Here is a 25,804-nt window from a genome sequence, read left to right on the forward strand (position 1 = left end):
TGCCTTTGATTTATGCCTGAACACCGCCCCCTGTAGGAGTGAGCCTGCTCGCGATAGCGGAGTATCAGTCGACAAATATTTAGCTGAACCACCGCTATCGCGAGCAGGCTCACTCCTAGAGGGAATCCATGCATGACTCAGGAAGGCGTGAAGACCAGCGCCTCAGGCACGTCGACATCCCAAAGCACGCCGGGATCATCCACCGCCACCTCAACCACCCTCCCCTGAGCGAACAGCGGCCTGGCACCCCGATCACCGGACAAACCGGACAACGCCGGGCCAAACGAACGCCCAAACCCCACCGGATGGCCAAACTCACCACCCAGCACCGGAACACTCACCGCATCATCAGCCATCGCCGCGACCACTCGCTCGATACTCGACGGCAGGATAAACGGCATGTCCCCCAGCACGATCAACCAGCCATCCGCATCGGCACACGCAGCGACACCTGCGGCAATACTGTCGCCCATGCCGGTCGACTCGATCGAAACAACGTCACAACCATAGGCCTGAGCCATGCGCATCGCCTGCGGCCGCGCTTCGGTCGTGACCAATACACGCTTATCGAGTTCTGCCGGCAAGTTCACCAGCACCTGTTCGATCACCGAGCGCACCGCACCATCGCGCCCGGTGCAGTCAGCCAGCAATTTATCCTTTTCGGCACCCGCCACCTGGCGAAAGCGGCTGCCCTCGCCTGCTGCCAACACAATCACGGCGATGGATCGGCTCATGCACCCTCCAGCGGTTTCTTCTGCTTCAACTCCACGCCGTTCTTGATCGCGACGATCTCCGCCAGCAGCGACAACGCAATCTCGGCCGGCGAGTGACTGCCGATGTGCAGACCGATCGGCCCGTGCAAACGATCAATAGCCGCTTGGGACAAGCCTAGCTGAGCCAGATTCTCTCGACGTTTCTGACTGTTGACCCGCGAGCCCAGCGCGCCGACGTAAAACGCCGGCGAATCCAGCGCCGTCAGCAGGGCCATGTCATCCAGACGCGGATCGTGGGTCAGCGCAACAATTGCGGTGCGCTCATCGGTCTGAATGCTCAGCACCGCGTCATCCGGCATGCCCGGTACAAACCGCCCATGCTGTTCTTCCCAACCATAGACGAACTCGGTGCGCGGATCGCAGATCAGCACTTCGAAATCCAGCAGCCGTGCCATGTCCGCCACGTAGCGCGACAACTGCCCGGCGCCGATCAGCAGCAGACGCCAGCGCGGGCCATAGATGGCTCGCAACGTCTTGCCATCGAATACCAGAGAATCGCTTTTACTGGCGGGCGCCAGCGTCACTTCGCCGGTTTCGATGTTCAGTTCGCGGGCGACGATCTGGTGATCTTCGCAACGGGCGAGCAGCTCTTCGACCCACGCCGGATCGCCAACGCGCTCCTCGGTCAGGCGCAAGGTACCGCCGCACGGCAAACCGAAACGCGCCGCCTCCTCACGCGTCACGCCGTAGGTAATCAACTGCACCGGCGGGCCATCGATGGCGATGCGACCATCGTGCAGGCGGGCGATCAGGTCATCCTCGACACAACCGCCCGACACCGAACCGATCACCACGCCATCCTCGCGCAAGGCGAGCATGGCACCGGGCGACCGCGGGGCGGTGCCCCAGGTCTGCACCACGCTGAACAGCACCACCCGCTGGCCGGCGCGGCGCCATTCAAGGACGCTGCGCAGGACATTCAGATCGACGCTGTCCATTACGCTTGCGCCTTCTGCCAGTCCTGCAACTGATAACGCACCGGCAGATTGCGGATGCGTTTGCCGGTGGCAGCGAAAATCGCGTTGCACAAGGCCGGCGCAATCGGCGGCACGCCTGGCTCGCCGACGCCGCCCAACGGTACATCGCCCGGCGGCGTGACCAGATGCACGGCGACTTCTTTCGGCGCCAGCGACATGCGCGCCACTTCGTACATATGGAAGTTGTCCTGCTGAACCTTGCCGTCCTTGAAGCTGATCTCACCCAGTACCGCGTTGCCAAGGCCCATCACGCAGGCGCCTTCGAACTGCGAGCGGATGCGCTCGGGGTTGATCTGCGGTCCGCAATCCACGGCAATGTCGGCCTTGTGCACGATCAGCGTGCCGTCGTCCTTGACCTCGACTTCGATCACCGCCGCCACATAAGTGACGAAGCTGTAGTGCACCGCCAGGCCAAGGCCACGGCCCTCGGGCAATTTGCGTCCCCAACCGGCTGCCTTCGCTGCGGTTTCCAGCACGGTGCGCATGCGCCCGGTGTCGATTGGATAGCGCTCGGGGGACTCGCCGTAGTTCCACTCTTCGCTAAAGGTGCGCGGGTCGATCTGGCGATCGGCGCCGAGCAGTTTGATCTGATACTTCAGCGGGTCTTCGCCGGCCTTGTGCGCCAGTTCATCGACGAAACTCTGAATCGCGAAACCATGGGGAATGTTCGACACCGAGCGATACCAGCCCACCCGCGTGTGCACCTTGGCTTCGGGGTTTTCCAGACGCACGTTGGGAATCGCGTAGGCCATGTTGGTGAAGCCCATGCCCAGTTCGAACGCCGCTTCATGGTTCATGTCCGGGGCGAACAATGCGGTGATGCTCGGCGCTACGGTGCGGTGCAACCAGCCAGAGGGCATGCCGTCCTTGCCAACGCCGGCCTTGAGGTACTCGGCCGACACGGTATGGAAATACGAATTGTGGATGTCGTCTTCGCGCGTCCACTGCACACGCACAGCCTTGCCCGGAAACTCCTTGGCAAGAATCGCCGCTTCAACGACGAAGTCTGGCTTCGACTTGCGACCGAAGCCGCCGCCGAGCAAGGTGACATTGAAGGTGACGTTGTCGAACGGTACGCCAAGACGCTCGGCGATGCGCTCGCGCGTCACTTGCGGCGCCTGACTCGGCGCCCAGGCTTCGCAGACACCTTTGTCGAAACGCGCAATGGCGACCATCGGTTCCATCGGTGCCTGCGCCAGATGCGGCAGGTAGTAAGACGCCTCCAGAGTGCTGGCCGCGCCGCTCAACGCCTCGTCGATATCGCCGGTGTTGCGCACCACTTTGCCGGGCTTCAACGACGCTGCTTCCAGCTCCTTGCGATAGGCGATCGAGTCATAACTGGCGTTCGGACCGTCGTCCCACTCGATCTTCAGCGCTTCACGGCCTTTGATTGCCGCCCAGGTATTGCTGGCAACGACTGCCACGCCACCCAATGGCTGGAATTCCGATGGCAACGGACGAGGTTCGATCCGGACCACTTTGAGTACGCCCGGCACCTTCAGTGCGGCGCTGTCATCCAGCGACTTGACCTTGCCGCCGTACACCGCCGGGCGCGCAATGGTGGCGTACAGCATGCCGTCGAAGTGCACGTCGGCACCGTAGACCGCACGCCCGTTGACGATGTCGTCACCGTCGATGGCCTTGTTGCCTTCCTTGCCGATGTAGCGAAATTCCGCCGGCTGCTTGAGGCGCAGGGTGTCACGCGCCGGTACGGCCAAGGCACTGGCGGCCGCGGCAAGTTCGCCATAGCCCAGCTCACGGCCGGAAGGTTTGTGCACGACTTTATGCAACTGCGCGTGGCATTCACCGACCGGCACTTTCCACTGCGCCGCCGCAGCCTGCTCGAGCATGGTCCGCGCGGCCGCGCCGCAACGGCGCATCGGCTCGTACCAGTGGCGCATGCTGCGTGAGCCGTCGGTGTCCTGGTTGCCGAAGCGCACTTCATCACCCGGCGCCTGCTGCACCTTGACTCGCGCCCAGTCGGCTTCCAGTTCATCGGCGACGACCATCGTCAGACTGGTGCGCACGCCCTGGCCCATTTCCGAACGGTTGCAGACCACGGTGACGGTGCCGTCGGCGGCAATGCTCACATAGACTTTCGGATCGTCGATCCAGCCATTGGGCATGCCGTCGGCGCCAAACTGCTTGGGCTTGTCTTCGGCCAGCGCGTCCTGCCAGCCCCAACTCGCGGCCAACACCAGCGCACCGGTGGCGCCGACGCCTTTGAGGAAACCGCGGCGGCTGAGGTTGCTCAGGGCGAAATCGTTCGGCAGGCGGCTCATGCTTTGGCCTCCTTCAGGTGAGTGGAGGCCTGGCGAATCGCCGTCTTGATCCGGTTATATGTACCGCAGCGACAAATGTTGCCGACCATGGCTTCTTCGATTTGTGCGTCGCTCGGGTTTGGGTTGGTCTTGAGCAATGCTGTGGCTGACATGATCTGCCCGCCCTGGCAGTAACCACATTGCGCCACTGCACTGTCGAGCCAAGCTTGCTGGACGACTTCGCCGATCGGGTCGGCGTGCAGGTTATCGATGGTGGTGACGTTCTGCCCGATCACCGAGCCGATCGGGGTGATGCAACTGCGCGCGGGGGCGCCTTCGATATGAATGGTGCACGCGCCGCACAGGCCCATGCCGCAGCCGAACTTGGTACCGTTGTAACCGGCGACATCGCGAATCGCCCAGAGCAGCGGCATGTCTTCGGTGACATCGAGGGAATGGTCTTGACCGTTGAGTTTCAGGGTAATCATGGGCACGCCCGCATATTTTTCGTGGTTTCGGGTCGAGCAATCTGCCGCCGGAAAATCAGCGGTGGGTTCGCGCAGATCGACTCAGGCTAATCAGGCTCTCTTGTGCTGAGCAGAACGTCTGCACCGGGCCTTTGGTGGAGCAAATAGTTGGTATCGTTAGCTGACTAAGTTAACCCAGCATTAACAAAAAAGCCCTGCTGAAACAGGGCTTTTTAGCTGCGAGCTGTTAGCTACAAGCTGCAAGTAAAAGCAGTAGCTGATTCACTGAACAGATTGTAGCTTGCCGCTTGAAGCTCGCAGCTTGAAGCTGCCTCAATACCGATTGGGCTCCATTTCCAGCTCGACATTGTACCGCTCGGCAATGTCTTTCTGGATACGCTGCGCCAGACTCAGCAGTTGCAGACCGGTGGCGGTGCCGTAGTTGACCAGCACCAACGCCTGCAACTTGTGCACGCCGGCATCCCCGTCGCGAAAGCCCTTCCAGCCGGCGCGTTCGATCAGCCAGCCAGCGGCAAGCTTCATCTGCCCGTCTGCCTGCGCATACGCCACGACGTCCGGATGTTGCTGCTTGATCTGCGCGACTTGCGCCGCGGATACCAGTGGATTCTTGAAGAAGCTGCCGGCATTGCCGAGCACCGCAGGGTCGGGCAGTTTTTCGCTGCGGATGCTGCAGATCGCGCGGCTGACATCGCTCGGCGTTGGCTGCTCGATGCCCTGTTCGGTCAGGCGCTGGCGCACCGGGCCGTATTCCAGATGCAACTGCGCGCCGCGCTCAAGCTTGAAGCGCACGCGTAGAATCAGCCAGCGTCCCGGCTGCTGCTTGAACAGGCTGTCGCGGTAAGCGAAGTTGCATTCGTCGAGGCTGAAATCGCGCAACTCGCCGGTGTGCCGATCCAGCGCAGTGAGGCCGGCAAATACGTCCTTGATTTCAACGCCGTAGGCACCGATGTTTTGCATCGGCGCCGCGCCGACCGTGCCCGGAATCAGGCTGAGGTTTTCCAGACCGGAAAAACCCAGCGCCAGCGTATGCAGAACAAACGGATGCCATGGTTCGCCGGCCTCAGCTTCGATGACCACGCCGCTGCCGTCATCGCTGAGCACGCGGATGCCGCGCGTCGCCATGCGCAAGACCAGCGCTGCAATATCCGCCGTCAGCAGCAGATTGCTGCCGCCGCCGATCACCAACAGCGGCACGTCGTGCGCCGTGGCACAGGCCAGCGCTTCACGGACATCGTCGTCGCTGTGGGCTTCGGCGAACAGTTGCGCACGCACGTCGACGCCAAAACTGTTGAACGGTTTCAGGGAAACCTGCGCTTGCACCGGCAGACTCATAAGCGCCCCTTCACTTCGATCAACAGGTGGTCACAGGCTGCTTCGATCAGATCCAGCACCTGCTCGAAGCCCTGATCGCCGTCGTAATACGGATCGGGCACTTCGTCGACAAGCCCGGCATAGCGGCGCAGGAACAGATCCAGTTCGGCCTTGCCGGTGGCCGGCTGCAACGCCTTGAGGTTGCGCAGGTTACTGTTGTCCATGGCCAGAATCAGGTCGTAACTGGCGAAATCGGCGCGGCTGACCTGCTGCGCACGTTGCAGCGACAAGTCGTAGCCGCGCACTTTGGCTGCAGCCTGGCTGCGCTTGTCTGGCGGGTTGCCAACATGCCAGTCACCGGTGCCGGCGGAGGCCACTTCGACCTGATCCGCCAGCCCCGCTGCTCGCAGCTTGTGACGCAACACACCTTCAGCGGTCGGCGAACGGCAAATGTTGCCCAGGCACACGAACAGAACGCGCATCAGGCCCCCAGCAGGCGACGAACGCGTTCGAGGTCTTCGACGGTGTCGACACCGGTCGGCGGCGCAATCAACGCGTCGGCGACGTGAATGCGCACGCCATGCCACAGGGCACGCAGTTGCTCGAGGGATTCGGTGTTTTCAAGCCAGCAGGGGCCCCAGCTCACGAAGTCCTGGAGGAACCCGGCGCGATAAGCGTAGATGCCGATGTGGCGGCGGTATGGCACGCCTTCCGGCAGGTGCTCGCGGCTTTTGGCGAACGCATCGCGGGCCCACGGCAACGTGGCGCGACTGAAGGTCAGCGCGAGGCCATTGATGTCGCTGGCGACCTTGACCACGTTCGGGTTAAACAGGGTTTCAACGTCTTCGATCGGCTCGGCCAGTGTGGCCATGCGCGCTTCGGTGTGGGCGGCAAGATTGGCCGCGACCTGATCGATCACGCTGGGTGGAATCAGCGGCTCGTCGCCCTGCACGTTGACCACGATCGCATCGGGCTCAAGGCCCAGCTTCGCTGCGACTTCGGCCAGACGATCAGTGCCGGAATTGTGATCCTCACGGGTCAGCACCACTTCGGCGCCAAAGCCCTTGCAGGCCTCGACGATGCGCGCATCGTCAGTCGCCACCACCACACGGGTGGCGCTGCTTTTGCTCGCCTGCTCCCAGACGTGCTGGATCATCGGCTTGCCGGCAATATCCAGCAGCGGCTTGCCCGGCAGACGCGTCGAGGCATAGCGCGAGGGAATCACAACGGTGAAGGCAGTGCTCATTTATCCAGGCGCTCGTCGGTGGTCAGGGTGCGGGCTTCGCTCTCGAGCATTACCGGGATGCCGTCGCGGATCGGGTACGCGAGGCCAGCGCCCTTGCTGATCAGTTCGGTCTTGTCGGCGCTGAGCTTGAGCGGACCTTTGCACACAGGGCAGGCGAGGATGTCGAGCAATTTGGTGTCCATGAGCATTCCCAATAAATAAACAGTCAAGGCAATAGTCGATCGGGCAACAGGCGCATCAGTTGCGTGTCGAACCAGGCCACGAAGGCCGGCGACGGCAGCGCATCGACCGCCAGATACCACCAATCGGCAGCAGCAAAGGCGCGGCACTTCACCGCGTCCTTTTCGGTCATCACCAGCGGCAATGACGGGGTGAAATTCAAGGCTTGCACGCTGTACTCGGCGTGGTCGGCAAACGCATGGGGGATTGCGCGCCAGTCTAGCGCTTCGAGCGTATTGAAGAAACGTTGCGGATTGCCGATCCCGGCCACGGCGTGCACCGCCTGACCGGGCGCAAAATGTTCGAGCGGCTGGCGCTCGCCGCTGCGCAGATTGACCAGTGCAGTGGGTTGCAGGCGAAAGGCAAAACCGTCCTTGCGATCTTCGCTGGCGCCGTTGTACAGCACGCCGTCGACGCTTTGCAGGCGCTCGACCGGCTCGCGCAGGGGGCCCGCCGGCAGGCAGCGTTGATTGCCGAGACCGCGTGCCGCGTCGATCAGCACCAGTTCCAGATCCCGCCCCAAGCGGTAATGCTGCATGCCGTCGTCGGAGAGGATCAGGTCCAGCGGTTCGCTGGACAGCAGGGCTTTGACGGCGGCGCTGCGATCGGGATCGATCATCAGCGGCACGCCGGTGCGCTGGACGATCAGCAGCGGTTCATCACCGGCAATATCGGCCGTTTGATCGGCCTCGACGCGCCACGGCAGTTGCGCAGGCCTGGCCCCGTAACCGCGGCTGACCACGCCGACGCGCAGACCACGCTGGCGACAGTGTTCGATCAGCCAGAGGATCATTGGCGTCTTGCCGGTACCGCCCACAGTGATGTTGCCGACCACGATCAACGGCACCGGCGGCTGGTAGATCTCGCCCTCACCGTCGAGAAAGCGCTGGCGCTTGTTGACCACCACCCGGCGGTAGAGCATTTCCAGCGGCCGCAACAGCGTCAGGGCCGGGTGCCCCGCATACCACGCAGCAAGCAAGCGATCGGACAGGCTCATCAGGATTTGGGCGCCGCCTCGACCGTGGTCATGCGCAGATGGCTGAAACCGAGCTTGCCGGCCGCGTCCATGGCGGTGATCACGGATTGGTGCTGGGCCTTGCCGTCAGCACTGATCGACAACGGCATGCTGGTGTCGCCGTTGGCTTCTTTCTGCATGGCGTCCATCAGCGTCGCCAGATCGTTCTTCGGCAGGACCTTGTTGTTCACCGAAAACACACCTTCGGCGCTGATCGCGATATCCAGTTGCTTGACCTGCTGGTCCTCGGCCGGCGAACCACTGACCGCTTCCGGCAGATCGACGCGCAGTTGGGTTTCGCGGGTGAACGTGGTGGTCACCACAAAAAACAGCAACAGGATGAACACCACGTCGATCAGCGACGCGAGGTTGATGTCCACGGTTTCCCGGGGCTTGCGACGGAATTTCACGCTTTGCCCTCGGCCAGGTCGACGTCACGGTCGCCCTGCACCACTTCCACCAGTTTGATCGCTTCCTGCTCCATGCCGACCACCAGTTCATCGATGCGGCGTTGCAGGAAACGGTGGAAGAACACCGCCGGGATACCGACCATCAAGCCCGCCGCCGTGGTGATCAGCGCTTTGGAAATACCGCCGGCGAGGACCGAGGCATTGGTGGTCATGCCGGTGCCGGTGAACGCGCTGAAAATGTCGATCATGCCCAGCACGGTGCCGAGCAGACCGAGCAGCGGCGCCATCGCAGCGATGGTGCCGAGCGCATTGATGTAGCGCTCCAACTCATGAATGACACGGGCGGCGGCCTCTTCGATGCACTCTTTCATGATCTCGCGACCATGCTTGGAATTGGCCAGGCCAGCAGCAAGGATTTCACCCAGCGGCGAGTTGGCGCGCAACTCCTTGAGTTTTTCCTTGTTGAGCTGTTTGTCCTTGATCCAGACCCAGACCTGGCCCAGCAGATGCTCGGGAGTGACGCGGCTGGCGCGCAGGGTCCACAGGCGCTCGGCGACAATCGCCATGGCCGCGATGGAACTCAGAATGATCGGCAACATCATCCAGCCGCCGGATTTGACCAATTCCCACACAGTGACAGTCCCCTCGAAAAAGTGCGCCACTTTACCATACCGATTGCCGATTAAGGCCCGCCGCCCCGACGACCGTAATGCCACCGCCGCCCACGCGCCGATCAGCGGGCCAGTGCCGGCGGATCCCGCCAGAACCGCCGCTGGTGACGCAGGGTTTGCGCGGACTGGAAGGTTCCCAGTTGCAGGTGAATGGCGCCGTGTTCGGCACTGTCGTAGATACGCAGCCGCTGTTTGCGGTAACGCGCCAGCACCGTCGGATGGGGATGGCCGAAGGAATTGCCGTGGCCGCGAGAGATCAGTACCGAGTGCGGCTGCAATGCCTTGAGCAGCGCCATCGACGATGAACTGCGGCTGCCGTGATGCGGCGCTTGCAGCCATTGCGTCGGCACTGCCAGCGGTCCGTCGAGCAGGACCCGTTCGGCGTGACTGTCGATATCACCGGTCAATAGCAGCCGCTCGCCATTGGCCTCGATCTGCAACACGCAAGAGCGCTGATTGCTGTTGCGGGCGTCTGCCCATTGCCAGAGCTGAAAACTGACCCCGTCCCACTGCCATTGCTGTTCTGACTCACAGGCAGCGGCGTTCAGCAGTTGAGGTAATCCCTCGAGATCACCACTGATCACGCGTTCGATCGGCAAACCACGGGAGACGGCCAGCGCACCGCCGGCGTGATCGGCGTCGGCGTGGCTGAGCAGCATCAGGTCGAGTTTTTCCACGCGCAACTTGCGCAACGCAGGCAAGACTACGCGTTCGCCGATATCGAACTCACCAAACCGCGGCCCGGCGTCGTACAGCAGCGTGTGATGCCGCGTGCGGATCACGATCGCCAGCCCTTGACCCACGTCCAGTTGCCAGACATCGGCGATACCGTCCGTCAGTCGCTCGCGCGGCGGCAGCGCCAGCAGCAACAACAGCGGCCAGCCCAGCGGACGCAGCGGCACCCCACGCGGCAACAACAGCAGCACCGCGCCGAGGCTGCCGAGCAGCCAGACCACACTGGGTAACGAGCCGGGAATCCACGCAGGCCATTGCCCGGCAATCACCGCGAGCCCGCGAAACAGCCAATCGATCAAACCACCCGCCAGCCACAGCAAACCTTCGCCGACATACGGCACCGGCAACAATAATGTCCCGAGCAACGCCGGCGGCAACACCACCAGACTGACCCAGGGCACCGCGAGCAGATTGGCCAACGGCCCGCTCACGCTGATCGGCAGATTCAGCGCCAGCAGTACCGGGCACAGGCCGATCGCGATCATCCATTGCGCGCGCGTCCAGGTCTGCCACCAGCGCCAGGCGCCGAGACGACCGCCGAAGGTAAAGATCAACACTGCCACAGCCGCGAACGACAACCAGAAACCCGGACGCAGACTGGCCAGCGGGTCGAGCAACAACACCCCATTGAACGCCAGCAACAGCGGCCACCATGCCCCGAGATGGCGAAAACGCAGACGCCATAACAGCACCAGCCCGACCATCACGCAGGCCCGCTGCACCGGCACATCGAATCCGGCGAGCAGGCCATAGCCCAGCGCCGCCGCAAAGGCCAGGCCACAGGCCCATGGCAACCACGGCCAGCGCAGCGGCCACAGCCCATACCGCGCCAGCCCGGCGACGAGCAGGTACATCACCGCCGCCAGCAGGCCGATGTGCTGGCCGGAAATCACCAGCAGGTGTACGGTGCCGGTGTCCTGCAGGATCTGCCAGTCCTCGCGACTCAGTCCGGAGCCATCGCCCAGCACCAGCGCGGCCAACGCGCCGCTGCGGCCTTGCGCATCCACCCCCAGCAAACGCTGCCGAACGCGGTCACGCCAGGCCCAGCGCGCCTCGCTCAGGCGCTGGCCATCCTTGATCGTGCCAGTCGCGCCGATGCGTTGCGCCAGCAGCCAGGCCTCGAAATCGAAGGCATCGGGATTGCGCAAGCCACCCGGGCGTTTCAGTTTCACAGCCAGACGCCAACGCTCGCCGCTGTTGACCGCCGGCCCGGCGTACCAGGCCAGGCGCATTCGCGCCGGCAGTTTTTCGTGCCGCGACCGCGCGTCAGCCAACTCGAAGCGCACCACGCCATCGCTGTTTTGCGGCAGCCCGACGACGCGTCCTTCCAGCCAGCGGGTTTCACCGTCAAGCTTCAACGCCAGACGATCATCCAGAGCCCACTGCGCCGCGGCGCTGGACCAGGCGAACCCGAACAGCACGAACGCCAACGGATAACTGCGAAACGGCAACAGCATCAGCGCCACCACCGGCATCAACAGCATCAACCAGACCGGCGGTAACGCCGGCATAAAAACCGGGGCCAGCAAACCGACTGCCAGCGCCATCATCCCTGTGCGCATCAGCCCGTCCTTGAGAGTCCCACACCTAGGCATAGCGGGTGTCGGGCACCCGCGCCGTCAATAATTGTCACAAAGTCTGAATGGGCGGTTCGTAGAATCCAGACATACTTGCCGCCTTAACCGACCGAGAAGCCTTATGCCCCGGCGCTTATTCAAACGTTACATGCCCGACCCGACGAGCATCAGGGAACACAAATCCTTACGCTTTCTCGGCAAGTTGCTGCATGACCCGAACCTCTGGCACCTCAACCGTCACTCGGTCGCCCGAGCGATGGCGGTCGGCCTGTTTGCCGCATTCCTGCCCATTCCGGCGCAAATGCTGGTGGCCGCCGCACTGGCAATCTTCGTACGCGGAAACATGCCGATCGCCGTCAGCCTGGTGTGGCTGACCAACCCGATCACCATGCCCGCGGTGTTCTTCTGCACCTATCAGGCCGGCGCATGGTTGATGGACGTACCCGCGCGACACCTGCCGGACGAGCTGTCCTGGGAATGGATCAGCGGGGAACTGTCGACGCTGTGGCAACCGTTTTTGCTTGGGTCGGTGGTGGTCGGACTGGCGCTCGGCGCGCTCGCCTACTGCGTTGTAATGATGTATTGGCGCTGGTGGGTCGCCCGACAATGGGCTCGGCGCAAGAAAAGCCGGCAGCGATGAATGCAAAACGGCCTCCGCAGTGGGAGGCCGTTTTTTATTGCAGTGTTTGGGGTGGCGCCATCGCTTGCAGGCAAGCTCCCATATTTGATCGCATTCTTTCAGTTGGGATGCGGTCAGCCTGTGGGAGCCAGGCTGCTGGTACAGGCAAATGCTCAGTCTGAAAATCAAAAGCCCCTCACCCTAGCCCTCTCCCGGAGGGAGAGGGGACTGACCGTGGTGTTTGGGCGAGGTACGCCACCTGAGATACCGAGTCGAATGCGAATTTTGAATGGCGCGCACATTGGCTCCCTCTCCCTCGAGAGAGGGCTGGGCGGGCGGCGTTCCGATGAAGGGCAAATCCACCGAAAATCCCAAGCCATGCGGCGCTTCTAACCACTCAACAATGAGCGTTAGCTCGAGTGCCCTTGATCTTGCTTTTGACTCACCGGCGACGTCGGAAGGCTGAGTGGAGGGATTGATCCGGGCGTGGGAGCGCAGCGACCGTACGACGAAGTCGTACACAGCGGAAGGAGGTGCAGCGAAGCAAACCGTAGCCGCTGCGCCCGGATCGATCCCGGAGCGAAGGGACCCGAGCCTGCGAGGGCCGTACGTAGGAGCAAGCGTTTTTTTGCTTACTTTTTTTAGGCGTTTGTAAAAAAAGTGAGTCGCCGTCAGGCGAAACCATAAGCAGCCGTTACCGCAGCAACGGATATGCACCCAACAATCAGAAACTCACCGCCTGAAAGAAAGCCATCGCTTGCAGGCAAGCTCCCACATTAACAGCGGATGTACCCAGGAATTGTGAGCGACACCGAAACCCTGTGGGAGCCAATCTCAGATCAGGTACGCATCCCCCGCCCACTCACCAGCAACCGCGCACAACCGAGATACAACACCACCGTCGCCACCAGCATAAAAGTGATCGCGATACCGATCCGGATATCCGAGACCCCCAGAATGCCGTAGCGGAAGGCATTGACCATGTGCAGCACCGGGTTCGCCAGCGACACCGTCTGCCAGAACGGCGGCAACAGCGTGATCGAATAAAACACTCCGCCCAGGTAAGTCAGGGGCGTCAACACGAACGTCGGAATAATCGAAATATCATCGAAGTTTCGCGCAAACACCGCATTGATGAAGCCCAGCAGCGAGAAAATCGTCGCCGTCAGCACCACCACCAAAATGGTCACACCCAAGTGGTGCACCTGCAGATCGGTAAAGAAAAGCGAAAGAATCGTCACGATCAAACCCACCGCCAGACCGCGCAAGACACCACCAATGGTGAAGCCGATCAGGATCGTGTGCGGTGACACCGGCGAGACCATCAACTCCTCGATGGAGCGCTGAAACTTGCTGCCGAAAAAACTCGAAACCACGTTGCCGTAGGAGTTGGTGATCACTGACATCATGATCAACCCCGGCACGATGTACTCCATGTACGTGAAGCCACCCATGTCGCCGATCTGCCGGCCGATCAGGTTACCGAAGATCACGAAGTACAGAACCATGGTGATCGCCGGCGGCAGCAGGGTCTGCGGCCAGATCCGCATGAAGCGTTTGACCTCGCGGTAAACGATGGTCTGCAAGGCGACGAGGTTGGGACCGAACTCAGAACTCATACCGCCACCTTCGACAGATTTTTCTCCACCAGAGACACGAACAACTCCTCAAGGCGATTGGTTTTGTTACGCAGGCTCAGCACTTCGATGTTCTGCAAAGCCAACTGGCCGAACAGCGCAGTAATGCCCATCGACTTGTCGACCTGTACTTCCAGCGTGTGCGCATCGATCAGCCGCGACGGGTAACCGACCAGTTGTGGCGCGGCCGCCAGATCGCCCTTGAGATCGAGCAGGAAGGTTTCCACATGCAACTGACCGAGCAGTTGGCGCATGCTGGTGTTCTCGACAATCGTGCCGTGGTCGATGATGCCGATGTTGCGGCACAACTGCTCAGCCTCCTCCAGATAATGCGTGGTGAGGATGATGGTGATGCCTTTCTGGTTCAGTTCGGTGAGGAAGGTCCACATCGACCGGCGCAGCTCGATGTCGACACCGGCAGTCGGTTCGTCGAGGATCAGCAGCCGCGGCTCGTGTACCAGTGCGCGAGCGATCATCAAGCGCCGCTTCATGCCGCCGGACAGCGAACGCGACGGCACATCGCGCTTGTCCCACAGGCCCAGTTGCGTCAGGTACTGCTCGGCGCGTTCCTTGGCGATTTTCGCTGGGATGCCGTAATAACCGGCCTGGGTCACGACGATGTCGAAAGTCTTTTCGAACTGGTTGAAGTTGAATTCCTGGGGCACCACGCCGATCGAGCGCTTGAGCGCGGCCGGGTTCCTGTCCAGGTCGTGGCCAAAGATATTCACCGTGCCGCTGGTCTTGTTGACCAGGGTCGAGAGAATGCCGATGGTCGTGGATTTGCCGGCGCCGTTGGGGCCGAGCAAGGCGAAGAAGTCACCTTCGGCGACGTCCAGATCGATACCACTCAAGGCCTGGAACCCGTTGCCGTAGGTTTTGGTTAGCTGCCGGATGGACAGAGCGGAACTCATATCGGATTTACGCACCATGAAGGGGAGAAAAGAATAAATAAGGGCGAGCGGCGAGGGAAACAACCGCGGCGCAAGTTCGCAATGGTGCTTGCCGACGCCGCACAAGTACAGTCAAGTGTGTCGATAGTAATTATCAAGTCAACGCGGTCATGACCGCTTTCTGATAGGCCGGACGCTGTTTCAGGCGCTCGTACCAGGCTTGCAGATGGGGTTGTGGTGCGCGCTCGATGGGCATTTCGAACCAGGCATAAATGAAGCTGCCGAGCGGGATATCGCCCATGCCGATTTCATTGCCGGAGAGGTAAGGCTGGCTGATCAGGGCATGGTCGGCCATGTTCAACAACTCGTCGCACTCTTTGATCGCGGCATTGATCGCCGCCCAGTCCTGCTTCTCGGCGGGCGTACGCAACACGCCCCAGAACACTGTGCGAAACGGCCCGGCAAAACTCGAGCTGGTCCAATCCATCCATTTGTCAGCGGTGGCGCGGGTGCGCGGATCCGCCGGATACCAGGCGCTGTCGGGCGCGTGTCTGGCCAGCAGATAACGGACGATGGCGTTGGATTCCCACAGCACCAGACCTTCGTCTTCGATTACCGGTACCCGGCCATTCGGATTCATCGCGCGGTATTCCGGCGTATCGACCACACCGAACGCGCCACCGGCATCGATCGCCTCGTAAGCCAGGCCAAGCTCCTCGGCCGCCCACAACGCTTTCCTGACATTCGATGAGTTTTTCCGTCCCCAGATCTTCAGCATGACCGCCTCTTTGCAAATGCGTGGACGGCCAGCATACGCCGGATCAGCGAGCACTCACATCACTGAGCATGTCACCCAGTAACGCCGGTTGCTGATCGGTAAACAGGTGCGGATAGCATTTTTGCAGATGCTCGAAGAAGAACGCTTCCGGCACATCGCTGAACTGACCGTGATCGACCAGATATTCCATCAGCAGCGCGCCGTCACGGTTGTACGGGTGAAAAACGCTGTCATTGATGCCGTCGAATTCCAACGGCGCGACATTGAACAGCTCACACAATTGCTGATTGAACGCCGGCGTAGCCTTGACCCAGCGGCCATCAAGAAAGAACTCGGTGTAGCCGTGCATGGCGAATCGGTCGCTTCGCAGCAACTCAAGCAGGCGCGGGGTCGACAGATGATTGCGCACATCGGCCAGACCGATGCGCGCGGGGATACCGCAGTGTCTGGCGCAGCCAGCCAGCAGCGTGGCTTTGGGCACGCAATAACTTTCGCCTGTCGCCAATGCATAGCTGCCGCGCAAGGTCTGCGGGTCGCGGCTGAACGTGTAGGGGTTGTAGCGCACCGCTTCGCGCACGGCGTAATAAAGACCGATTGCCTGCTCACGCGGATCTTGGCTGGCGCCGCGATGCTGCTCGGCGAACTCCACCACTGCCGGGTGGTCACTATCGATGAAGCGGCCGGGGCTCAGATACTCGTGCATGACGGCAATCTCCTGGATGAGTCACGAGTCTAGCGACAGCCTGAGCACAGAGATAACGACGTTTCGGCCAAACCTGGAAGCAAAGCCGCGGGATCGGCGAACGATTTCCCACACGTGTTGCCCACCGAACCTACGAAAACCATCCGGGGTTTCCCACGATTTCAATCACCTTGGTCTGACCACTCGCTTTTACAGATGCCGTCTAAGCTCTGGAGGGTCGATTTGCCTTGGTTCACGGAGGACTGAATATGCTGTTGTTGTGGATACTGGTTTTGATCGTTGGTGTGGCGTATCTCGCTCACCGGCGCATCGCCCCTCTGCCTGCCTTGGGCATCGTTGCCGTCTACCTGGTGGCGATGGGCATCTTCAGTCATGCACCGGGCTGGTTGCTGGCATTGTTCTGGGTAGTGCTGGCGCTGATCGCCGCCCCCTTGCTGCTGCCTGACCTGCGCCGCCAGCATTTCACTGCGCCATTGTTCAACTGGTTCCAGAAAACCCTGCCGCCGATGTCGCAGACCGAGCGCGATGCGATCGACGCCGGCACCGTGTGGTGGGATGGCGAACTGTTCAGCGGGCGTCCGGACTGGGACAAACTGCTGGCCTATCCAAAGGCGCAATTGAGCGAAGAAGAGCAAGCTTTCATCGACGGCCCGACCGAAGAACTGTGTGCGATGGTCACTGATTGGCAGATCGGCCAGTCGATGGATTTACCGCCTGAAGCCTGGGCACACATCAAGGAACACGGCTTTTTTGCCCTGATCATTCCCAAGGAATTCGGTGGCAAAGGTTTCTCCGCGTACGCTCACTCGCAAGTGGCGATGAAACTGGCGACCCGCAGCGGCGACCTCGCCTCCACGGTAATGGTGCCCAACTCCCTCGGCCCGGCCGAACTGCTGCTGCATTACGGCACTGACGAACAACGCAACCACTATCTGCCACGACTGGCCCGTGGCGATGACATCCCGTGCTTCGCCCTCACCGGCCCGCTCGCTGGCTCCGACGCCGGTGCCATGCCCGACACTGGCATCATCTGCAAAGGCCAGTGGCAAGGCGAGGAAGTTGTCGGCCTGCGCCTGAACTGGGAAAAGCGCTACATCACCCTGGGCCCGGTCGCGACACTTCTAGGCCTGGCCTTCAAGGCTTATGACCCCGAGCATCTGCTCGGCGAAAAGGAAGACCTCGGCATCAGCCTGGCGCTGATCCCGACCGACACCCCCGGTGTCGAAATCGGTCGTCGTCACCTGCCGCTGGGCGCGGCATTCATGAACGGGCCGAACTCCGGCAAAGACGTATTCATCCCGCTGGACTACCTGATTGGCGGCCAGGAAATGCTCGGCAAGGGCTGGATGATGCTGATGAACTGCCTGTCGGTCGGCCGCTCGATCTCGTTGCCAGCAGTCGGCACCGGTGCGGCCAAATTCACCAGTCTGGTCACCGGGCAGTACGCGCAGATTCGTGAACAGTTCAACGTACCGCTGTCGGCTTTCGAAGGTATTCAGGAGGCCATGGCCCGCATCGGCGGCAACGCATGGATGATGGACGCCGCGCGCATGCTCACGGCCAATGCGGTGGATCTGGGCGAGAAACCTTCGGTGCTGTCGGCGATCCTCAAGTATCACCTCACCGAACGCGGGCGCGAGTGCATCAGCCACGCCATGGATGTGCATGGCGGCAAGGCGATCATCATGGGCCCGAACAACTACCTGGGGCGCAGCTGGAACGGCGCGCCGATCTTCATCACCGTCGAAGGCGCGAACATCCTCTCGCGTAATCTGATGATCTTCGGTCAGGGCGCGATCCGCTGCCATCCGTTCGTGCTCAAGGAAATGGCCCTGGCCGGCCGTGAGGACAAGGACCAGGCGCTGAAAGAGTTTGACGGCCTGCTGCTCAAACACATCGGTTTCGCCGTCAGCAATGCCGCCAGTACCCTGGTGCTCAACCTGGGCTTCGGTCATTTTGAACACGCACCGGGCGACAAGATCAGCCAAGGCTACTTCCGTGCACTCAACCGTCAGGCCGCGGCGTTCGCCATGCTGGCGGATTTCAGCATGATGCTGCTGGGCGGCGAACTGAAGCGCCGCGAACGCCTGTCGGCGCGCCTCGGCGATGTGCTGAGCAACCTGTACCTGGCCTCCGCCGCGCTCAAGCGTTATCACGACCTCGACTCGCCGGCCTATATGGAGCCGCTGCTACGCTGGTCCATGGAAGAAAGTCTTGGCCAGTCGGAACGAGCACTCGATGAACTGCTGCGCAACTTCCCCAACAAGGTGTTCGGCTGTCTGTTGCGGGTCATCGTCTTCCCGTTCGGTCGTCGCCACAAAGGCCCGTCGGACAAGCTCGGCGCCGAAGTGGCGGGCGTCATCGGTCGCGCCAAGGGCGACCCGGCGCTGGAACAACTCCTCGCCGGCTGCTACCGCCCGCAATCCCCAGACGACGCGGTCGGCGCGCTGCAACACGCCAGCGACCTGCTGCATGCCGCGCAGCCACTGCACAAAAAGCTGCACACCTCGCTGAAAAGCGGTCAGGTCAAACCGGTCGCCGGCGAACACGCCATCGACGCGGCAGTGGAGGCCGGCGTGCTGCAACCGGTAGAAGCGCAAAACCTGCGCGACGCCGAAGCCGCGCGACGCAAAGTGATCGATGTCGATGATTTCGACAAGGAAGAACTGGCACTGGCCGAGGGCAAAGTTCGCTGATCTCTGCTGCCGTACAGCGTTTAATCTGTGAAAAACGGGCGCGGGGGCTTTATACTCCCGCGCCCGTTTTGCTCTTGAGGACTTATCTCGTGTCCAACGTCGTTGCCGATCATCTTGTATTGCTCGACCACCTTCGCAGTATCCTGGTCGCCGTAGGTGAGGCCGAACAGGTGCCCGAAGAAAGCCACGCCCTGTTCCTCGAGCGCTTCGACGAACTGCTGGCGTCCTTGCCGATCGATCCTATCGAAAGCCAATATCTTGGCCAGGACATCCTGACCCAGGTGATCTCCCGCTACCCGCAAATCGCCCACCTCATTCCGCGCGACCTGCTGTGGTACTTCGCTGGTGACTGCCTGCATTACCTGTCCGACGAAGAAATCGACCTGTACCAGGCACTCGAAGAGCGTCGCTTCGAAGCCGAACAGAACGACGAACCGTTCGACTGGAACCAGGAAAAGCAACTGATGGCGATGTCCGCGCAGGACAGCAAGCACTGAGATTGTCCTGCTCATGAAAACGCCCGCATGGTGATGCCATGCGGGCGTTTTTTTTGGCTTTGTCGTGATGCCGAGTGAGGACAACGGCATATGCCAAACGCCAACGTCAAAAGCCCCTCACCCTAACCCTCTCCCGGAGGGAGAGGGGACTGACCGAGGTGGATGCGAGAGCTACGCCGACTTGGGATATCGAGCCGTACGCGATTTCGAAGCCAACAAAGATCGGCTCCCTCTCCCTCGGGAGAGGGCTGGGGTGAGGGGCGAATCAACCGCCAATTCAAAGTCATGCGCCGCTTCTCACCACTCAACAATGAGCGCCAGCTCGAGTGCCCTTGATCTTGATCTTGCCTAACCAGCGACATCGGAAGGCTGAGCGGAGGGATTGATCCGGGCGTGGGAGCGCAGCGACCGTCTGGCGCAGCCAGACACAGCGGAAGTAGGTGCAGCGAAGCAAACCGTAGCCGCTGCGCCCGGATCGATCCCGGAGCGAAGGGACCCGAGCCTGCGAGGGCCGTACGCAGGAGCAAAGCCTTTTGGTTCCTTTTTGCTGGGCCGGCACTCCGGCGTCTGAAAAAGGGACTCGCCGTAAGGGCGAAACCGCCAGCCGCATCACCCAAAAAAACGGATATTCACCCCCCCCCCCCAAGAGCCTGGTCGGCCCAAAGGCCGCCAAGACCAAACAAAACCAGACAGAAGAATCAGAGCAACCCCTCCCCCTCCGGCAACTCATAAGCCATCGCCTCATTCCCCCCAGCCCCCGACCGGCCCGGCCGCCCCAAGGTCGGCTCCTTCTGCAGACACTCCACCAGATAATCGATAAACACCCGCAGCTTGGGTGGCAAATACCGCGTCGGCGAATGCAACAACCACAACCCACCGTGATATGACGCCAAAAACGTCCACTGCGGCAACACCTGAACCACCAGCCCCTGCTCCAACGCATAACGCGCCGTGAAGTAAGGCAGACTGCCAATGCCAATGTGCTGCAACACCGCCCCCAACCGCACACCCGTATGGTTGGCGGCATAGCGCCCACGCACGCCAACCGTCACCGCTTTGCTGCCTTTCTTGAACTTCCAGCGGGCATCGCTCGGAGTTTCGCCCAGATAAATACAACTGTGATTGAGCAAATCATGTGGATGCGTCGGCGTGCCGTGTTCGGCCAGATACTGCGGCGTGGCACAGAGCAAATGATCGATGGTCAGCAACTGACGCCCGACCAGCCCCGCCGGCGGCCGATCGGTGATGCGAATCGCCAGATCGACGTGGTCATCAATCAGATCCACCTGGCGATCCTCCAGCAGTAACTCGACATCGACCTTGGGATAACGCCGTAAAAACTCCGGCATGTGCGGATGAATCACGAAACGCCCTACGGCTTTCGGCACACTCACGCGCACCAGCCCTTCGGCCTCATGAGTGAACTGGCCGCTGATTTCCATCACTGATCGGGCGGCGCTGACCATTTCCTGACAGCGCTTGAAGACCTCTTCGCCACCGTCACTCAAGCGCAGCTTGCGCGTGGTGCGCTGCAACAAGCGCGTCGCCAGTGCCTTTTCCAGGCGGGAAATGCTGCGGCTCACCGCTGAGGGTGACGAACCCAGTTGCCGAGCGGCTTCAGAGAAGCTGCCGGTCTCCACGACCCTGACGAAAATCGCCATTTCTCCGAGTAACGGTAGCGGCAAATTTATGCTCACAGCGCACAAGTCCTTTGATGTTTGAACGGATTATCACGCTATTACCCGATTCATATAATAAAAAAAGAAACTTTAATAAGGGCATGGAATATGACGCTTCGCCTCTTTTTCCATAGTGATGACCTCAAGGCCAATGTGGAAGTCCTCGACTGCACGCCCCAGGAAAACGAATTTGCTGTCGTGCTGCGCGCAACCCTGTTTCATCCACAGGGCGGCGGCCAGCCCAGCGATACCGGCTGGATTGGCGAAAGCCAGGTATCGCGTGTAGTACAGGATCCGGAGCGGATCATCCACTTTGTCGACCGCCCGGTACCGCTGGGTATGACAGTGATCCACATCGACGAACAGCGCCGCCGCTTCAACACGCGCATGCATTCGGCCGGTCACCTCATCGGGCATTTCATTCAGGCGCAGGGCTGGACACCCATCAAGGCTCATCATTGGCCGGATGAAGGTCGTGTGCAATTCAAACCCGGCGACGCCGCGCAGGAAATTGACGTAGCGGCCGTGCAACAAGCGCTCGATCAATGGATCGCCGACGATCTGCCACGTCTGACCTCACTGCGCGAAGGTGCGCGGGAAATCAGTTTCGGTGACCTGCCCGCTTATGGCTGCGGCGGCACCCATGTACGCAGCCTGAAGGAACTGGGCACAGTCACGATCACGTCCCTTTCGCAGAAGAAAGGCACGTTGTCCGTCCACTACAACGTGGATTGAGCATTTCGAACGCTGCCGCAGGCAGCGTTCGACGCCGGGGGACCGTTTTCGCCGGTTCCGTTGACTATCGATAGATGGACCTAAGACATGATGCTAGACGTCGAGCGTCTCGATGAGACGTGCATAAAAAAACTGGCCAACGAAGAAGTCCTCGCCATCCGCATCAAAAACTTTCTGGCCGAGCCGCTGGCAGTTGAGATTGGCAACAAGATCCTCGCTCCGGGGTTCGAGGGCTATATCAACGCACCGAGCATTGGCCGCATCGGTATGGCGTTTTACGAGGCAGAAAATCAACCGCTGCTGATCGAGGATTACTTCGAGCGCGCGGCCAGTAATATCGCTGAATTGCGCAATCGTTGCGCGCCCTACTCCTCACCGATCGATACCTTGCGCTGCATGCTCGACGAATCCTGGCCGGCCGGTGCGCATCTGGAAAACCTCTACGGGCGCAAAATGTACGTCGGCTTGTCGCGCGTGGTGAAGCCGGGCGTGTGCTTTCTTGCCCATCACGACATCTTCGCCAAGGACGCTCCGGACAGTTTTCAGGCACGCAGTCTGGAAGCCCAGTTTGCCTGCAACGTCTACCTGAACATGCCGACCGAAGGCGGTGCGTTGCAGATGTGGGACGACCGCATCACCCCTGACCAATTCGACGAGATGCGTGGCGACAGTTACGGCATCGACCCCGCCCTGCTTGGCCCTCCTGCGCTCGAGGTCCGGCCGCAACCGGGCGATTTCATCATGTTCAACTCGCGACGCATGCATTCGGTGACCCCGGGCGTGGCTGATCCGCGCTTGAGCCTGTCGTTCTTTGTCGGCTATCGCGGCAATGCATCACCCCTGACTTACTGGAGCTGAAATGTATTCGAATTATCTGGGCGAGTTTCTCGCGCTGGCGACCATCCACTTCCTGGCCGTGGTAGCGCCCGGCCCGGACTTCGCCGTGACCATCCGGCAAAGTGTGCGCTTCGGCCGGCGGGTCGGTATTTGCACGGCGCTGGGCATCGGCGCGGGGATTTCCGTGCATGTGCTTTATACCCTGCTCGGTGTCGGCGCCTTGATGCACACCACGCCGTGGTTGCTGACCGTCGCCAAAGTGATCGGCGGTGCCTACATTCTGTATCTCGGCGTCAGCTTGCTGCGCAGCAAACCGAAATCGGCCGTCGAGGGTGAAACATCCAGCGACGAACCAATGGTCGAACAGACCTTGTTCAAAGCCTTTAGCACCGGTTTTCTGACCAACGCCACCAATCCGAAAGCCACGCTGTTTTTTCTTGCGATCTTCACCACCATCATCAGTGCCAGCACGCCGCTGCAAATCCAGGCGCTCTATGGATTGTGGATGTGCTTTGTCAATGCATCGTGGTTCGTGCTGGTTGCGCTGTTCTTCTCGAGCAACCGGATCAGATTACTGTTCATGCGCATGGGGCACTGGTTCGAACGCACCATGGGCGTGGTACTGATTCTGTTCGCCGGTCGATTGATGTTGTCCTGGTAAAGGGACACAGGCAAAAAGGCCCGCCGAAATCGCTTCAGCGGGCCTTTTTCAGGATTTACATCGACGGCTGGTACGAATGCTGCGCAAACAAAAACGCCGATCATCAGTGATCGGCGTTTTTGTGAATATGGAGCGGGAAACGAGACTCGAACTCGCGACCCCGACCTTGGCAAGGTCGTGCTCTACCAACTGAGCTATTCCCGCAATGGCGTCCCCTAGGGGACTCGAACCCCTGTTACCGCCGTGAAAGGGCGGTGTCCTAGGCCACTAGACGAAGGGGACACAGGCTACAACTTTCACTAATAAAAACGCCGCTCACTGAGCGGCGTTTCTAGAATTTGGAGCGGGAAACGAGACTCGAACTCGCGACCCCGACCTTGGCAAGGTCGTGCTCTACCAACTGAGCTATTCCCGCAAATGGCGTCCCCTAGGGGACTCGAACCCCTGTTACCGCCGTGAAAGGGCGGTGTCCTAGGCCACTAGACGAAGGGGACACGCTACCCGGAACACATGGTGTGTGTTTCGGTGTCCAGATCCGCGTCAAAAGACTTGGCTCTGGTTTCACTCAGCACCGCCCGAAAGCACTGCCGTTTAAAACTGGAGCGGGAAACGAGACTCGAACTCGCGACCCCGACCTTGGCAAGGTCGTGCTCTACCAACTGAGCTATTCCCGCAAATGGCGTCCCCTAGGGGACTCGAACCCCTGTTACCGCCGTGAAAGGGCGGTGTCCTAGGCCACTAGACGAAGGGGACACACTACAACATTCACTCCCTGCCGCGCTTCGCTGTGTGCTTTACGCTGCAAGTGGCGCGCATTCTATGGATGGATTGAGGGGTCGTCAACCCCCAGATATAAATTTATTTAAATCAATGACTTCGCCCCGCTTTAGGGCAGCAGGCGGGCTTTTCCGTCGTCCGATGTTTGACGCCTATATTCTGCCACCCGGCAAGACGTTATAGTCCACACAGTGATGGCAATCTGTACATCAAACGCCAGCATTCATATAAACAGTGTCCGGCCGATACAGATTGAACTGCCGAACCGAATCGTCGAGTGGCGCTAGGCGGCCCTATGCCCAGCCACTACACTCGCATGCGAACCCTATAAAGAGGTCTTACCGGTGACACCACTCATGATCACCCTGCTTGTCATAGCCGGGATCGCAATTCTGATCGCCATTGGCTACATGAACCATGTGGTGGAAAACAACAAACTGGAGAAGGCCCGCACCAAGGTCGAACTCAACGACCGCCTGCGCCGCTGCGGCGAACTGACCGAGACCTTCCCCGGCCAGTTCATGAGCCCGGCACTCAAGCTGCTGCTGACCCGCCTGGAACTGAACGTCTGCCAGCGCCTGCTGAACCTGGAAAAAACCAGCGCCTCCACCAAAGCGCGCATCACCGAACTGAGCGCCCTGGTGGCCCAAGGCGAATCGATCCCGGTCAACAACCCACCAGCGCCGATCCTCACCGAAGCCAAGGCCAAAGACGTCCGCTTCCTCCTCGAAGCCCTCCACGGCCAGATCACCCGCGCCGCCCACGACGGCTTCCTGCCACCGAACGAAGCCAAACACTGGGTTCGCGAAGTGCGCCATATCCTCGTCCTGCTGCACATCGAATTCTTCAACAACCTCGGCCAGCAATCCCTGCAACAAAACCAGCCCGGCCAGGCCCGCCTCGCCTTCGAACGCGGCGTGCAATACCTGCGCAAACAACAAGACCCGCAGATCTACGCCGAACAACTGCAATACCTGGAAAAACTTCTGGCCCGCGCCAACGCCCAGGTGATGGACAAGATCGCACCGGTCGAAGGCGAAGAAAACCAACTGACCGCCGGCCTCAAAGACGTCGAGGCGGATGCGGACTGGAAGAAGAAAGTCATTTACGACTGAGTGCAGAGATTTGAAGAGAAGCCACCGAGAGGTGGCTTTTTTGTGCGATCACCGCAAAGAGCCTGACAACATTGCGCTGAAGGTGAGACCGCTTTCGCGAGCGCTCTCGCTCCCGCAGTAGAATTGAGTACATCTGAGAGATTTGAGCCGGCTGTCGGGCCGCCATCGCTGGCAGGCCAGCTCCCACAGTAGAGCAAGGGCAAAGAACGCAATCGCGTCGCTCTTCACCACTCAACAATGAGCGGAAGCTCGAGTGCTCTTGATCTTGCCTCATCGGCGACGTCAGGAAATCAGGTTGAAGATCAAAAGCCCCTCACCCTAGCCCTCCCGAAACGTCGGACCGCCCGTAGGGAGAGGGGACTGACCGTAGGGGATGCGAAAGCTACGCCGACGTGAAATACCGAGTCGTACTCAGGCTTTGAAAGGCCCACAAACCGGCTCCCTCTCCCTGGGGAGAGGGCTGGGCGGGCGGCGTTCCGATGAGGGGCAGCCACACC

The 25,804-nt window shown here is 60.8% G+C and carries 24 protein-coding genes and 6 tRNA genes; 7 read left to right on the forward strand and 23 right to left on the reverse strand.

Features of this window, described 5'->3' with window-relative positions; genetic code table 11:
• Nucleotides 1-137: 137 nt before the first annotated feature.
• The 12 genes from BLU52_RS17315 to BLU52_RS17370 form a co-directional block, all read right to left on the reverse strand.
• A complete protein-coding gene (locus BLU52_RS17315; protein ID WP_090285213.1) occupies nucleotides 138-734 on the reverse strand; it encodes a nucleotidyltransferase family protein in 597 nt (198 codons plus the stop codon).
• Complete coding sequence (locus BLU52_RS17320; RefSeq protein WP_090285215.1) at nucleotides 731-1,711, reverse strand: XdhC family protein; 981 nt, start codon at nucleotides 1,709-1,711, stop codon at nucleotides 731-733. Before BLU52_RS17320 ends, BLU52_RS17315 begins: the two co-directional genes overlap by 4 nt.
• Nucleotides 1,711-4,032, reverse strand: coding sequence for a xanthine dehydrogenase family protein molybdopterin-binding subunit (locus BLU52_RS17325; RefSeq protein WP_090285217.1), 2,322 nt, complete (start codon nucleotides 4,030-4,032; stop codon nucleotides 1,711-1,713). The genes BLU52_RS17320 and BLU52_RS17325 overlap by 1 nt, the downstream gene beginning before the upstream one ends.
• A complete protein-coding gene (locus BLU52_RS17330; RefSeq protein WP_090285219.1) occupies nucleotides 4,029-4,499 on the reverse strand; it encodes a (2Fe-2S)-binding protein in 471 nt (156 codons plus the stop codon). Before BLU52_RS17330 ends, BLU52_RS17325 begins: the two co-directional genes overlap by 4 nt.
• 312 nt (nucleotides 4,500-4,811) lie before the next feature.
• On the reverse strand, nucleotides 4,812-5,831 hold the full coding sequence (murB, locus tag BLU52_RS17335; RefSeq protein ID WP_090285221.1) for a UDP-N-acetylmuramate dehydrogenase: 1,020 nt from the start codon (nucleotides 5,829-5,831) through the stop codon (nucleotides 4,812-4,814).
• Nucleotides 5,828-6,292 carry a low molecular weight protein-tyrosine-phosphatase gene (locus tag BLU52_RS17340; protein ID WP_090285223.1) on the reverse strand — a complete coding sequence of 155 codons (465 nt, stop codon included), beginning with the start codon at nucleotides 6,290-6,292 and terminating at the stop codon, nucleotides 5,828-5,830. Before BLU52_RS17340 ends, murB begins: the two co-directional genes overlap by 4 nt.
• Nucleotides 6,292-7,056: a 3-deoxy-manno-octulosonate cytidylyltransferase gene (gene kdsB, locus BLU52_RS17345; RefSeq protein WP_090285225.1), complete on the reverse strand. Its 765-nt coding sequence runs from the start codon at nucleotides 7,054-7,056 to the stop codon at nucleotides 6,292-6,294. Before kdsB ends, BLU52_RS17340 begins: the two co-directional genes overlap by 1 nt.
• Nucleotides 7,053-7,238 carry a Trm112 family protein gene (locus tag BLU52_RS17350; protein WP_003179363.1) on the reverse strand — a complete coding sequence of 62 codons (186 nt, stop codon included), beginning with the start codon at nucleotides 7,236-7,238 and terminating at the stop codon, nucleotides 7,053-7,055. Before BLU52_RS17350 ends, kdsB begins: the two co-directional genes overlap by 4 nt.
• A 23-nt stretch (nucleotides 7,239-7,261) precedes the next feature.
• Complete coding sequence (gene lpxK, locus BLU52_RS17355) at nucleotides 7,262-8,272, reverse strand: tetraacyldisaccharide 4'-kinase (protein ID WP_090285227.1); 1,011 nt, start codon at nucleotides 8,270-8,272, stop codon at nucleotides 7,262-7,264.
• Nucleotides 8,272-8,700, reverse strand: coding sequence for an ExbD/TolR family protein (locus tag BLU52_RS17360; protein WP_090285229.1), 429 nt, complete (start codon nucleotides 8,698-8,700; stop codon nucleotides 8,272-8,274). Before BLU52_RS17360 ends, lpxK begins: the two co-directional genes overlap by 1 nt.
• Nucleotides 8,697-9,332, reverse strand: coding sequence for a MotA/TolQ/ExbB proton channel family protein (locus BLU52_RS17365; RefSeq protein ID WP_167359904.1), 636 nt, complete (start codon nucleotides 9,330-9,332; stop codon nucleotides 8,697-8,699). Before BLU52_RS17365 ends, BLU52_RS17360 begins: the two co-directional genes overlap by 4 nt.
• A 101-nt stretch (nucleotides 9,333-9,433) precedes the next feature.
• Nucleotides 9,434-11,668 carry a DNA internalization-related competence protein ComEC/Rec2 gene (locus BLU52_RS17370; protein WP_090285233.1) on the reverse strand — a complete coding sequence of 745 codons (2,235 nt, stop codon included), beginning with the start codon at nucleotides 11,666-11,668 and terminating at the stop codon, nucleotides 9,434-9,436.
• 136 nt (nucleotides 11,669-11,804) lie between these two features.
• Here BLU52_RS17370 and BLU52_RS17375 point away from each other — a divergent pair, with 136 nt between their 5' ends.
• Entirely contained in the window at nucleotides 11,805-12,323 is a 519-nt protein-coding gene (locus tag BLU52_RS17375) for a DUF2062 domain-containing protein (RefSeq protein WP_090285235.1), read from the forward strand.
• An 818-nt stretch (nucleotides 12,324-13,141) separates the two neighbouring features.
• Here the strand turns inward: BLU52_RS17375 and BLU52_RS17385 are convergent.
• The 4 genes from BLU52_RS17385 to BLU52_RS17400 all read right to left on the reverse strand — a co-directional run bounded on the left by BLU52_RS17385 (nucleotide 13,142) and on the right by BLU52_RS17400 (nucleotide 16,310).
• On the reverse strand, nucleotides 13,142-13,921 hold the full coding sequence (locus BLU52_RS17385) for an ABC transporter permease (RefSeq protein ID WP_039760202.1): 780 nt from the start codon (nucleotides 13,919-13,921) through the stop codon (nucleotides 13,142-13,144).
• Complete coding sequence (locus tag BLU52_RS17390; protein WP_090285239.1) at nucleotides 13,918-14,850, reverse strand: ABC transporter ATP-binding protein; 933 nt, start codon at nucleotides 14,848-14,850, stop codon at nucleotides 13,918-13,920. The genes BLU52_RS17385 and BLU52_RS17390 overlap by 4 nt, the downstream gene beginning before the upstream one ends.
• Before the next feature lie 133 nt (nucleotides 14,851-14,983).
• On the reverse strand, nucleotides 14,984-15,607 hold the full coding sequence (locus BLU52_RS17395; protein ID WP_090285241.1) for a glutathione S-transferase family protein: 624 nt from the start codon (nucleotides 15,605-15,607) through the stop codon (nucleotides 14,984-14,986).
• Nucleotides 15,608-15,650: 43 nt separating this feature from the next.
• Complete coding sequence (locus tag BLU52_RS17400; protein ID WP_090285243.1) at nucleotides 15,651-16,310, reverse strand: transglutaminase-like domain-containing protein; 660 nt, start codon at nucleotides 16,308-16,310, stop codon at nucleotides 15,651-15,653.
• Nucleotides 16,311-16,558: 248 nt separating this feature from the next.
• Between BLU52_RS17400 and BLU52_RS17405 the strand changes: the two genes are divergently transcribed.
• A complete protein-coding gene (locus BLU52_RS17405) occupies nucleotides 16,559-19,006 on the forward strand; it encodes an acyl-CoA dehydrogenase (RefSeq protein ID WP_090285245.1) in 2,448 nt (815 codons plus the stop codon).
• An 89-nt stretch (nucleotides 19,007-19,095) separates the two neighbouring features.
• Nucleotides 19,096-19,503, forward strand: coding sequence for a PA2817 family protein (locus tag BLU52_RS17410; protein WP_090285247.1), 408 nt, complete (start codon nucleotides 19,096-19,098; stop codon nucleotides 19,501-19,503).
• 698 nt (nucleotides 19,504-20,201) lie between these two features.
• Here the strand turns inward: BLU52_RS17410 and BLU52_RS17415 are convergent.
• Entirely contained in the window at nucleotides 20,202-21,200 is a 999-nt protein-coding gene (locus tag BLU52_RS17415; protein WP_090285249.1) for a LysR family transcriptional regulator, read from the reverse strand.
• A gap of 90 nt (nucleotides 21,201-21,290) precedes the next feature.
• Here BLU52_RS17415 and BLU52_RS17420 point away from each other — a divergent pair, with 90 nt between their 5' ends.
• The 3 genes from BLU52_RS17420 (at nucleotide 21,291) to BLU52_RS17430 (ending at nucleotide 23,415) form a co-directional block, all read left to right on the forward strand.
• Complete coding sequence (locus tag BLU52_RS17420) at nucleotides 21,291-21,917, forward strand: alanyl-tRNA editing protein (RefSeq protein ID WP_090285251.1); 627 nt, start codon at nucleotides 21,291-21,293, stop codon at nucleotides 21,915-21,917.
• 87 nt (nucleotides 21,918-22,004) lie between these two features.
• Entirely contained in the window at nucleotides 22,005-22,775 is a 771-nt protein-coding gene (locus tag BLU52_RS17425) for a 2OG-Fe(II) oxygenase (protein WP_090285253.1), read from the forward strand.
• 1 nt (nucleotide 22,776) lies between these two features.
• Nucleotides 22,777-23,415 carry a LysE family translocator gene (locus BLU52_RS17430; protein ID WP_090285255.1) on the forward strand — a complete coding sequence of 213 codons (639 nt, stop codon included), beginning with the start codon at nucleotides 22,777-22,779 and terminating at the stop codon, nucleotides 23,413-23,415.
• Between the two features lie 128 nt (nucleotides 23,416-23,543).
• On the opposite strand, the gene BLU52_RS17435 is transcribed toward BLU52_RS17430, so the two are convergent.
• The 6 genes from BLU52_RS17435 to BLU52_RS17460 form a co-directional block, all read right to left on the reverse strand.
• A tRNA-Gly gene (locus BLU52_RS17435) sits at nucleotides 23,544-23,619 on the reverse strand.
• A 2-nt stretch (nucleotides 23,620-23,621) separates the two neighbouring features.
• Nucleotides 23,622-23,697, reverse strand: a tRNA-Glu gene (locus BLU52_RS17440).
• A gap of 57 nt (nucleotides 23,698-23,754) precedes the next feature.
• Nucleotides 23,755-23,830, reverse strand: a tRNA-Gly gene (locus BLU52_RS17445).
• A 3-nt stretch (nucleotides 23,831-23,833) separates the two neighbouring features.
• Nucleotides 23,834-23,909: transfer RNA gene (locus tag BLU52_RS17450), tRNA-Glu, on the reverse strand.
• Nucleotides 23,910-24,013: 104 nt separating this feature from the next.
• Nucleotides 24,014-24,089, reverse strand: a tRNA-Gly gene (locus BLU52_RS17455).
• Between the two features lie 3 nt (nucleotides 24,090-24,092).
• Nucleotides 24,093-24,168: transfer RNA gene (locus BLU52_RS17460), tRNA-Glu, on the reverse strand.
• Nucleotides 24,169-24,548: 380 nt separating this feature from the next.
• Between BLU52_RS17460 and BLU52_RS17465 the strand changes: the two genes are divergently transcribed.
• Nucleotides 24,549-25,307 (forward strand): hypothetical protein, encoded by a 759-nt coding sequence (locus BLU52_RS17465; protein ID WP_197677945.1) that lies wholly within the window; start codon nucleotides 24,549-24,551, stop codon nucleotides 25,305-25,307.
• Nucleotides 25,308-25,804: the final 497 nt, after the last annotated feature.

Source organism: Pseudomonas granadensis, assembly GCF_900105485.1.
GTDB classification, from domain to species: Bacteria; Pseudomonadota; Gammaproteobacteria; order Pseudomonadales; family Pseudomonadaceae; genus Aquipseudomonas; species Aquipseudomonas granadensis.

Coding starts and splice junctions, on each gene's coding strand:
- BLU52_RS17315 (WP_090285213.1), bottom strand. CDS start 734: ATGAGCCGATCCATCGCCGTGATTGTGTTGGCAGCAGGCGAGGGCAGC.
- BLU52_RS17320 (WP_090285215.1), bottom strand. CDS start 1,711: ATGGACAGCGTCGATCTGAATGTCCTGCGCAGCGTCCTTGAATGGCGC.
- BLU52_RS17325 (WP_090285217.1), bottom strand. CDS start 4,032: ATGAGCCGCCTGCCGAACGATTTCGCCCTGAGCAACCTCAGCCGCCGC.
- BLU52_RS17330 (WP_090285219.1), bottom strand. CDS start 4,499: ATGATTACCCTGAAACTCAACGGTCAAGACCATTCCCTCGATGTCACC.
- murB (WP_090285221.1), bottom strand. CDS start 5,831: ATGAGTCTGCCGGTGCAAGCGCAGGTTTCCCTGAAACCGTTCAACAGT.
- BLU52_RS17340 (WP_090285223.1), bottom strand. CDS start 6,292: ATGCGCGTTCTGTTCGTGTGCCTGGGCAACATTTGCCGTTCGCCGACC.
- kdsB (WP_090285225.1), bottom strand. CDS start 7,056: ATGAGCACTGCCTTCACCGTTGTGATTCCCTCGCGCTATGCCTCGACG.
- BLU52_RS17350 (WP_003179363.1), bottom strand. CDS start 7,238: ATGGACACCAAATTGCTCGACATCCTCGCCTGCCCTGTGTGCAAAGGT.
- lpxK (WP_090285227.1), bottom strand. CDS start 8,272: ATGAGCCTGTCCGATCGCTTGCTTGCTGCGTGGTATGCGGGGCACCCG.
- BLU52_RS17370 (WP_090285233.1), bottom strand. CDS start 11,668: ATGCGCACAGGGATGATGGCGCTGGCAGTCGGTTTGCTGGCCCCGGTT.
- BLU52_RS17375 (WP_090285235.1), top strand. CDS start 11,805: ATGCCCCGGCGCTTATTCAAACGTTACATGCCCGACCCGACGAGCATC.
- BLU52_RS17385 (WP_039760202.1), bottom strand. CDS start 13,921: ATGAGTTCTGAGTTCGGTCCCAACCTCGTCGCCTTGCAGACCATCGTT.
- BLU52_RS17390 (WP_090285239.1), bottom strand. CDS start 14,850: ATGAGTTCCGCTCTGTCCATCCGGCAGCTAACCAAAACCTACGGCAAC.
- BLU52_RS17395 (WP_090285241.1), bottom strand. CDS start 15,607: ATGCTGAAGATCTGGGGACGGAAAAACTCATCGAATGTCAGGAAAGCG.
- BLU52_RS17400 (WP_090285243.1), bottom strand. CDS start 16,310: ATGCACGAGTATCTGAGCCCCGGCCGCTTCATCGATAGTGACCACCCG.
- BLU52_RS17405 (WP_090285245.1), top strand. CDS start 16,559: ATGCTGTTGTTGTGGATACTGGTTTTGATCGTTGGTGTGGCGTATCTC.
- BLU52_RS17420 (WP_090285251.1), top strand. CDS start 21,291: ATGACGCTTCGCCTCTTTTTCCATAGTGATGACCTCAAGGCCAATGTG.
- BLU52_RS17425 (WP_090285253.1), top strand. CDS start 22,005: ATGATGCTAGACGTCGAGCGTCTCGATGAGACGTGCATAAAAAAACTG.
- BLU52_RS17430 (WP_090285255.1), top strand. CDS start 22,777: ATGTATTCGAATTATCTGGGCGAGTTTCTCGCGCTGGCGACCATCCAC.
- BLU52_RS17465 (WP_197677945.1), top strand. CDS start 24,549: ATGATCACCCTGCTTGTCATAGCCGGGATCGCAATTCTGATCGCCATT.